Annotated in this window: 8 protein-coding genes and 2 pseudogenes; all 10 read right to left on the bottom strand. The window is 53.2% G+C overall.

Annotated elements, in window-relative coordinates:
* Positions 1-10: 10 nt before the first annotated feature.
* Positions 11-490 (bottom strand): annotated as a pseudogene (locus tag DI44_RS10010) (ABC transporter permease); the annotation flags it as partial.
* Position 491: 1 nt separating this feature from the next.
* Positions 492-605: pseudogene (locus tag DI44_RS19715) on the bottom strand (ABC transporter ATP-binding protein); the annotation flags it as partial.
* 63 nt (positions 606-668) lie between these two features.
* Positions 669-917, bottom strand: coding sequence for a DUF3243 domain-containing protein (locus tag DI44_RS10015; RefSeq protein WP_011230790.1), 249 nt, complete (start codon positions 915-917; stop codon positions 669-671).
* 62 nt (positions 918-979) lie between these two features.
* Complete coding sequence (locus tag DI44_RS10020; RefSeq protein WP_021322287.1) at positions 980-1,696, bottom strand: SDR family oxidoreductase; 717 nt, start codon at positions 1,694-1,696, stop codon at positions 980-982.
* Between the two features lie 54 nt (positions 1,697-1,750).
* Positions 1,751-3,040, bottom strand: a complete 1,290-nt coding sequence (locus tag DI44_RS10025) for a pitrilysin family protein (protein WP_011230788.1) — start codon at positions 3,038-3,040, stop codon at positions 1,751-1,753.
* A complete protein-coding gene (locus DI44_RS10030; protein WP_033025116.1) occupies positions 3,021-4,316 on the bottom strand; it encodes a pitrilysin family protein in 1,296 nt (431 codons plus the stop codon). Before DI44_RS10030 ends, DI44_RS10025 begins: the two co-directional genes overlap by 20 nt.
* Before the next feature lie 149 nt (positions 4,317-4,465).
* On the bottom strand, positions 4,466-5,425 hold the full coding sequence (locus tag DI44_RS10035; protein WP_011230786.1) for an ABC transporter permease: 960 nt from the start codon (positions 5,423-5,425) through the stop codon (positions 4,466-4,468).
* Positions 5,426-6,472 (bottom strand): ABC transporter permease, encoded by a 1,047-nt coding sequence (locus DI44_RS10040; protein WP_013145711.1) that lies wholly within the window; start codon positions 6,470-6,472, stop codon positions 5,426-5,428.
* Positions 6,472-7,998 carry an ABC transporter ATP-binding protein gene (locus tag DI44_RS10045; RefSeq protein WP_011230784.1) on the bottom strand — a complete coding sequence of 509 codons (1,527 nt, stop codon included), beginning with the start codon at positions 7,996-7,998 and terminating at the stop codon, positions 6,472-6,474. The genes DI44_RS10040 and DI44_RS10045 overlap by 1 nt, the downstream gene beginning before the upstream one ends.
* A 127-nt stretch (positions 7,999-8,125) precedes the next feature.
* Positions 8,126-9,217: a BMP family protein gene (locus DI44_RS10050; RefSeq protein WP_014195487.1), complete on the bottom strand. Its 1,092-nt coding sequence runs from the start codon at positions 9,215-9,217 to the stop codon at positions 8,126-8,128.
* Positions 9,218-9,249: the final 32 nt, after the last annotated feature.

Genomic DNA, 9,249 nt, shown 5'->3' with positions numbered 1-9,249 from the left:
TCATTGGGCATTACCTTTTCTGTATTTGCTCCCAATGATGCTGTTGTTGCAACCACTCGCGAACATGGGTGCTGTGTGAAGATAAGGGAACGGTAAACGAATCGCCGTCGCTTTGCAGCAATTCAATATCCCCCTGCCATGTGCTCCCCCCGCGGATGATGTCCTCCACCGGCTCATTCCACAAATCTTGTTTGAGCGCCTGGACAAACGACTCAATCTCCTTCGGATCGGCAAGCACAACCTCTGCCCGCCCGGTTTCCACATTTCGGATAGTCACCTGACGGATCGGCGCATAGCCGCTTGGGCGACGCAACAAATAATATTGCTGCTTATATTCTTTTGAGCCCATGATGCGCTGAAAATACAGCATGTACGGTTCAATCGGCACTTCGTAGCGGCGGAGGAGACGCGTGCCGTCTTTGAGCACATACCCGATCACAATCGGCCGGACGTTGCCAAAACGTGACGGGAGCGGCTGATCGTGCACAAGCGTACAGTTGCTCGTAAAAATCCGCCATTTGCCGAATCGTCGCGTGCGGAAAAAAGTAGACAAAGTCTGGCAAAAATAAAATTCGCTGCTTCACTTGAACGTTTTCCCACAACTCCAAATATTTTACTCACACGGAGGAAGAAAAAAGAGAGGGAGGCCCCTCTCTTTTACCGGGTGATTATTTTTGTTGGACCAGCTTGACCATCATGTTGGCAAGGGCGTGCTGCTCTTTTTCATCCGCAACGCTCCAAAGATCAGCGAGCACCCGTTCTTCCGGGTTTTTCGGGTCGACGTGTTTCGCCAAATAATCCCCGATTTGGTAAGCGACATCTGTGATCACTTGCTGAGTCAATCCTTGCTGTTGCGCTTGTTCTAAACGTTCCGCCAAAAAGTCTTTCCATTGTTCAAAGTTATCCAGTACCGACATGTCAATCCCTCCTTGTTGAATGTTTCAAGGATAGTTTGCCTGCCGAACCGGAAAATATACGTTCAACAATACCAGCCGCCGTTGACGGAAATGACTTGGCCGGTGATATACGAAGCGGCATCAGACAGCAAAAACGCCACCGTTTCCGCCACCTCATCCGGGGTGCCGAGCCGGCCGGCTGGAATTTCGTCAGTGAGCGCTTCTAGCTCCTCAGGACGAAACACCCGCAGCATATCGGTATCAATCGCCCCCGGTGCAACAGCGTTGACGCGAATGCCGCTTGGGGCAAGCTCCTTGGCCAGCGCCTTGGCAAACGCGTTCTGCCCTCCCTTTGTCATCGAGTACACCGCCTCGCATGAAGCGCCGCACAATCCCCAAATCGAGGAAATGAACACAATATGACCGCGCTTTCTCGCCACCATTGATGGGGTCAGCCTTTTGATGAGCAACGCCGGGCTTGTCATGTGAAGCCGCACCATCCGCTCGATTAATTCATCGTTCATGTCGGTCAACAATCCGTAATAGCTTGCACCGCTGTTGTAAACGATGGCATCAACCGGGCGATCGATTTGCGAAACGAGCTTTTCCACCCCATCCAGTGCCGACAAATCGGCCTCAATCGGCACAATATGCACATCGTTAAGCTCTTCTTTCAGCGCTTCAACAGGCGCCCGTCGCCGATAGTAATGAAGAAAAAGTCCGTACCCCTCCCGAGCGAGCACACGGGCGATGCTTTGTCCGATGCCTCCAGAGGCTCCCGTGATCAAGGCGTAGCGCATGAAACCATCCTCTCCTTTTTGCCGCAAAAAAGCATCCTTCTCAGGAAGGATGCCTTATTGCCCTTTTGGAACGACTTCGCAAACCGCGATTTGCGAATCGCGGAAGCAAGAAGAGGCAACCGCCGCGATATCGTCCATGGCAAGGGATGAAAGCGCCGGCAAAATGTCAAACAAGTTGGATCCGTAAAACGCGTAGCGCGTAAACTGGTTGGCGATGTATTCCGGCGAGTTGAGCGCGCGCAAAAAGGCGCCGATTTTTTTCTTTTTCACCCGTTCAAATTCTTCCTTTTTTATAGTCTCCGCGGCAAACGACAGCAGCACCGTTTGAATTTCCGAAGCGAGCCGTTCAGCGTCCCTTGTATCGCCGCCGATCAACGCGAAGCCGAACCCGCGCTCTTCTGTATAATCGTACATAAATGTATCATCGATCAATCCTTCGCGGTACAGCCGTTCATAATGCGGCGAGCTTTTTCCAAACAAATAGTCCAATGCGACGTGGAAGGCAAGCTCATGCCGAAGTTTTTGTTCGCCGGCTTCAGGAACGGACGGCGCTTTGATGCCGACAAAGCATTTGTTCGTCTGCACATGCATCGGAATCACTTTTTTCTTTTCCGCTACTGCGCTCGGTTCTTCATACGCAAACCGCTTCACTTCCGGGGCTTGCGGGAACGACTTTTTCGCCTGGTTGTCGCGGATTTGCTGCATGATTTTTTGTTCATCGACCGGGCCGACGACAAACAAAAGCATGTTGCTCGGGTGGTAAAACGTTTCGTAGCACTCATACAGCAACTCTTTCGTAATTTGGGCGATCGATTCAACTGTGCCGGCGATGTCGATTTTGACCGGATGGTTGTGATACATGCTTTCGATGGCGCCGAAATAGACGCGCCAGTCTGGGTTGTCGTCGTACATCCGGATTTCCTGGCCGATGATCCCTTTTTCTTTTTCCACTGTCTTGTCGGAAAAGTACGGGCTTTGCACAAAATCGATCAACGTTTCCAAGTTTTTCTCGACGTTGTCGGTGCTTGAGAACAAATAGGCGGTGCGGGTGAACGTCGTAAAGGCGTTCGCCGAGGCGCCTTGTTTGCTGAACTGCTGAAACACGTCGCCGTCTTCTTTTTCAAACAGCTTATGCTCCAAAAAATGGGCGATGCCGTCCGGAACGCGCTTCATCTCCGTTTTACCGAGCGGGACGAACTGGTTGTCGACCGAACCGTAGTTCGTGGTGAATGTCGCATACGTTTTGTTGAATCCTTTTTTCGGCAAAATGTACACGTCAAGGCCGTTGTCCATTTTTTCATAAAACAGCTCTTCGTGCAACGTCTCATACACCCGTTTTTCCATCTTCCGTCGCCTCCATTCCGGTCAAAAAGTACACCGTATCAAGCTCCACCTTGTCAGCGGCGCGCACCACATCCTCGCGCGTCACTTGATCGGTGCCGGCAATCCATTCATCGATCGGGCGCTTTCGCGTTGAGACGACGTTATGGTACAACACCTCCACAAGCCCGCGCGGCGTATCGAGCGTCTCAAGCAGCTGGTTGCGGATGACCGCTTTCGTCTGCGCCATTTCTTCATCTGTGAAATCGCCGTTTTTCATCGCCTGCATTTGCTCATCGATGATGCGGCGCGCCTTCTCATAGTTGGCCGGTTCAATGCCGGACATGACCATAAGCAGCCCTTTATGGCTCTCAAGCCTTGAGGCGGCATAATAGGCAAGGCTTGCCTTCTCGCGGACGTTGATGAACAGCTTCGAATGGGAAAAGCCGCCGAAAATGCCGTTAAACAGCTGCAAGGCGTAATAATCGTCATCTTCATACGTCACATTTGTCCGATAGCCGATGTTGAGCTTTCCTTGCTTCACGTCTTGCCGCTCGATGACTTCGCGAACTTCCCCTTGCGGCTTGACAGAAACCGACGATGCGCGCTCCCGCTTTGGACGATCCGGCAGAGAAAAACGCTGCTTCACCGCATTGAGCACCGCCTCTTCAGCCACGTCGCCAATGACATATAGATCCAGCTCATCCTCGGCCAGCGCTCGTTCATAATAGCGATACAGCCCCTCCGCCGTGATGCCGTCCACGTCTTCAAGCTCGCCGTTTGGAGAGAGGGCGTACGGTTCGCCTTTGCACATTTCTTCTACAAGGCGCATGTTCGCATAGCGCATTTTGTCATCATACACCGCCTGAATGCGTTGACGGAGCGCCCGCTTTTCCTGCTCAACAATGTCAGTGACAAACCGGCCGTCATCAAGCGCCGGGCGGAACAGAAGATCGGCCAAGAACTGAAACGCTTTCGCAAGAAGCGGCGTTTGCTCCGGCAAAAATCGTTCATTGGCGACATCGATGCGAATCGTCATGATATGATGTTCGCCTTTTTTCGTTAAATCGACGTTCAGCGTCGCCCCATACAGTTCATCCAAATAGGTGCGCAGCGCCTTAACGCTCGGATAGTCGGCCGTGCCGCTTTGCAAGACGTATGGCAAAAGCGCGCGCAGCGTGACCGTCTCTTTAGCAAGAGGGGCCTTCATTTTCCAAACGATCGTGTTCGTTTTGTACTTATCGGTCGAAATCGTATGGACGCGAACCGGTCCGACCGCTGTGACTTTTTCGTCGACCAATCCAACTCCTCCTTACTTTTTCTCTTTGCAAACATGCACTATCTTTATTGTAAAGCGTCTTATCAACAATATACCTTTTGCCAATAGAAAAATGCAAATCATTCCATTCAGCAAAAAACGGCCGTCCGTTTTTCGGACAGCCGCTTTCATCACCGTTTTCCTTTGATGTATGGCGTGCCAGCCGCTTTCGGCGCCTCAGCGCGGCCGATGAAGCCCGCCAGCGCCAAAATCGTGAGTGCATACGGGGCGATGAGCAAGTAAACGGTCGGGACGTTTTTCAAGAACGGAATCGTTTGCCCGACGATGCTTAAGCTTTGCGCCAACCCGAAAAAGAGCGCCGCCCCCATCGCGCCGATCGGATGCCACTTGCCGAAAATCATCGCCGCAAGCGCCATAAATCCGTGCCCGGAAATCGTCGCATGGCTGAAATCGCGGGAAATGATCGTCGCGTATACCGCACCGCCCAAGCCGCCGAGCGCGCCGCTGATCATGACAGCGATGTAGCGCATTTTGGCGACATGAATCCCCATCGTATCCGCCGCCATCGGATGTTCGCCGACCGCACGCAGCCGCAGGCCAAACGGCGTTTTGTAAATGACATACCATGATACAAACGCCAGCGCAATGGCGATATATGACGGCGCGTACGCGTTGGAAAACAACAGCGGCCCGATGACGGGAATGTCGCTTAACACTGGCACGTCAATTTTGTCAAACCCAACTTGAATTTGGTCCGTCTGCCCCTTGCCGTACATTTTCTTCACTAAAAACAGCGACAGACCAAGCGCCAAAAAGTTGATCGCCACCCCGCTTACGACTTGGTCGGCGCGAAATGTGACCGACGCGACAGCATGCAGCAGGGAAAATACAGCGCCGACCACCATGGCAGCCAATAAGGCAAGCCACGGCGTCCATTCGCCAAACCGATCGGCAAACGTCAAATTAAAGACGATGCCGACAAACGCGCCGATGGTCATCAATCCTTCAAGCCCGATGTTGACGACGCCGGACCGTTCGCTAAACACGCCGCCAAGGGCGGTGAAAATGAGAGGAGCCGCAAAGAAAATCGTCGTCGGGACAATCGTTTGCAAGACGTCATACACGCTCACTTACTCCGCCCCCTTTTGCCAACGAGATAACAGCCAGCGGATCATGTAGCTGGATGCAACAAAGAAAATGATGAGCGCGATAATAATATCGACGAGTTCGGTCGGCACGCCGGCGCTTGACGGCATTTCCAACGCCCCGACTTTTAAGGCGCCAAACAACAAGGCGGAGAGCAAAATGCCAAACGCGTTGTTTCCTCCGATCAAGGCAACCGCGATGCCATCAAATCCAAGGCCGGTAAAGCCGGCTTTCGTCGAGATGTTTCCAAATGTGCCAAGCCCCTCCATCGCCCCGGCGACGCCGGCAAAAGCGCCGGAGATGACCATCGCTAAAATGATGTTGGCGCGCACATTCATGCCCGCGTACTGTGACGCATGCTGATTGAAACCGACCGCCCGCAGCTCAAACCCTTTCGTCGTCCGCTCAAGCAAAAACCACATGACAAATGCGGCGGCGACAGCGATGAAAATGCCGTAATGCATGGTGGAATGATGCGTAATGGCATCAAAAAAGTCGGAGTGAAGCGATGCGCTTTCTTTCACCGGCTTTGATTTAAATCCCTCATCAGACAAAACGGAACGGATGATGGCGTTCGTTACATGCAAAGCAATATAGTTCATCATGATCGTAATAATGACTTCGTGCACTTTTAAATACGCCTTCAGCACACCCGGAATCAAGCCCCATAGCGCCCCGGCCAACGCGGCGGCCAACAAGGCAAGCGGCAAATGGATGATTTTGGGCAAATCAAAGGACACCCCGACCCAGACGGCAGCGAGCCAGCCGACGATCAGCTGCCCTTCAACCCCGATGTTAAACAAGCCGGTGCGAAAGGCAAACGCCACCGCCAAGCCCGTTAAAATGTATGGCGTCGTCTGGCGGATCGTTTCGCCGATATAGTACGTATCGCCAAACGCCCCGTACACGAGAGCGCCAAAGCCGGCGATCGGGTTGTAGCCGCTTGCAAGCATCACGATCGAACCGGCGATCATGCCAAGAAGAACGGCCAACAATGGTATCAAAAATTGCTGGAGACGATTCGACTTCATCACGACACACCTGCTTCCTTCCGTTTGCTTCCAGCCATCAACAGCCCGAGCTCCTGTTCGGTTGTTTCTTTCGGATCAACGATGGCGACGATGTTTCCTTCATAAATGACAGCGATCCGGTCGCTGACGTTCATCACTTCGTCAAGCTCAAACGAGACGAGCAGCACCGCTTTCCCGCGGTCTCGCTGTTCAATGAGCCGCTTATGAATAAATTCGATCGCTCCAACATCAAGCCCCCTCGTCGGCTGGGCGGCGATCAACAAGTCCGGGTCGCGGTCGACTTCACGGCCGATGATCGCTTTTTGCTGGTTTCCGCCCGATAGCGCCCGCGCCTTCGTATATTCATCCGGCGTGCGCACGTCAAATTCGCGGATGAGCTGGCGCGCTTTTTCGTAAATGGCTTGAAAATTCAACAGACCCCGTTTCGAGTACGGCGGCTGATAGTACGTTTGCAGCACCATGTTTTCGCCGATCGGAAAGTCAAGGACAAGCCCGTGCTTATGCCGATCTTGCGGAATATGGCCGACGCCGGCTTCGATGATTTTACGCGGCGGCAAATTCGTAATGTCTCGGCCGTTGAGGCGGATTGTCCCTGATTCAGCTTTGATCAAGCCGGTTATGGCTTCAATGAGCTCGGTCTGGCCGTTGCCGTCGACTCCAGCAATGCCGACGATCTCGCCGGCGTGCACCGTCAAGTTCAAACCGTTGACCGCTTTGATCCCGCGCGCGTCCTTGACGACTAAGTCTTTAATTTCCAACACCGGTTTTCCCGGCTCAGCCGGTTTCTTAGCGGTCGTAAACTGCACCTCGCGGCCGACCATGAGCGCCGCCAGTTCGTTCGGATTCGTCTCCGCCACATTGAGCGTCGCAATTCCTTTGCCGCGGCGGATGACGGTGACGCGGTCGCACACTTCCATAATTTCTTTGAGTTTGTGCGTAATTAAAATGATGGATTTTCCTTCGCGGACGAGCGTGCGCATAATTTGCATGAGCTCGCGAATTTCCTGCGGCGTCAACACCGCTGTCGGTTCGTCAAAAATCAAAATATCGGCGCCGCGGTAAAGCGTCTTTAAAATTTCCACGCGCTGCTGCATGCCGACGGAAATGTCGGCGATCTTCGCTGTCGGATCGACCGCGAGTCCATATCGTTCCGACAATTCGCGCACTTCCCGCTCCGCCCGCTTCATATCGATCGTTCCGGCCCGCGTCGGCTCGCTGCCTAAGATGATGTTTTCCGTCACGGTGAACGTATCGACGAGCATAAAGTGCTGATGCACCATGCCGATGCCAAGATCATTGGCGACGTTCGGGTCGGTGATGCGCACCGGCTTTCCTTTCACGCGGATTTCGCCGCCGTCCGGCTGGTATAAACCGAACAGCACGTTCATGAGCGTCGATTTGCCGGCCCCGTTTTCGCCAAGCAGAGCGTGTATCTCCCCCTTTTTCACTTGCAGCGTAATGTTGTCATTGGCGACAAACGTGCCAAACACCTTGCGGATATTGAGCATTTCAATCACGTATTCCAAGCGATTCACTCCTTACTCAAGCAAGGTCAAAATCACAAAATGAAAGGCGACAGCGAAACAGCCGCCCTTCATTTCATGATTTTGAAGAAGGCTAGCGGCGCGCACTAGCCTTCTTCGCCGTTGTTCGTCACTTGATCGTCGCAGCGAATTGTTCGTACTCTTTCCGGTTTGTCGGAACTTTCACTTCGCCTTTGATGATTTTTTGCTTCCATTCGTCAACTGTTTTTAACACGTTCTCCGGAATGTTGTCTTGCGTCGGGGCAATGCCGACCCCATTTTCCGGCAACCCGTACTCAATCGTTTTGCCGCCCGGGAAGTCGCCCTCTTTCGCCCGTTTCGCCGTGTCATAGACAGCGACGTCGACGCGTTTCACCATCGAAGTGAGCGTTACGTTGTACGTTTTGCCGCCGACTTTCACTTCTCCCTCCGGCGCTTGGTCTTTGTCAACACCGATGACCCAAATTTCGCGGTTCGGATCTTTCTTCTTCAAATCTTTCGCTTCCGAGAAGACGCCGTTCCCAGTCGCTCCAGCTGCATGGTAGATGATGTCGATGCCAGACGCGTACATGCTCGAGGCGATCGCTTTCCCTTTATCCGCTTGGTCGAACGCCCCGGCGTATTGCACTTCCACAGTCGCCTTCGGATTGACCGCTTTGACGCCGGCGCGGAATCCGCTTTCGAATTTTTCGATCAACGGAATCTCCATCCCGCCGACAAAGCCGATTTTATTCGTTTTCGTCATTAGCCCGGCGACAACACCGACAAGGAACGAGCCTTCATGCTCCTTGAACGTGATGCTGGCGACGTTCGGCTCGTCAACAACGGTGTCGACGATGGCGAAATGTTTTTTCGGGTTTTGCTTGGCGACTTCTTTCACCGCGTCGCCCATCAAATACCCGATGCCGAAAATCAAGTCAAAGTCGCTGCGCACAAGCTTGTTTAAGTTCGTGGCATAGTCGGCGTCGCTCGATGACTGCAAGTAGTCGTAGCCGCCGCGGCCTTTTTCAAGCCCGTTGTCTTTGCCGAACTTTTGCAGCCCTTCCCAAGCCGACTGGTTGAACGATTTGTCGTCAATGCCGCCGACGTCGGTGACCATGGCGACGCTGAACGTATCTTTCTGATTGCCGCCTCCCGCATTGTTGCCGGCTTGTCCGCAGGCGCTAAGCAGCGTGCCGGCGGCAAACAGGACGGACAACACCAACCCGATTCGCTTTTTCACATTCATTACCCCCTAACTTGAAAATTTGTTCC

The sequence above is a fragment of the Geobacillus sp. CAMR5420 genome (assembly GCF_000691465.1).
In the GTDB taxonomy this organism is placed as follows: domain Bacteria; phylum Bacillota; class Bacilli; order Bacillales; family Anoxybacillaceae; genus Geobacillus; species Geobacillus thermoleovorans.
This window is presented reverse-complemented; position numbering and strand designations above follow the sequence as displayed.

What these genes read in the sequence shown, in the direction of transcription:
- DI44_RS10015 (WP_011230790.1), bottom strand. Translation starts at nt 917, where the DNA reads ATGTCGGTACTGGATAACTTTGAACAATGGAAAGACTTTTTGGCGGAA.
- DI44_RS10020 (WP_021322287.1), bottom strand. Translation starts at nt 1,696, where the DNA reads ATGCGCTACGCCTTGATCACGGGAGCCTCTGGAGGCATCGGACAAAGC.
- DI44_RS10025 (WP_011230788.1), bottom strand. Translation starts at nt 3,040, where the DNA reads ATGGAAAAACGGGTGTATGAGACGTTGCACGAAGAGCTGTTTTATGAA.
- DI44_RS10040 (WP_013145711.1), bottom strand. Translation starts at nt 6,472, where the DNA reads ATGAAGTCGAATCGTCTCCAGCAATTTTTGATACCATTGTTGGCCGTT.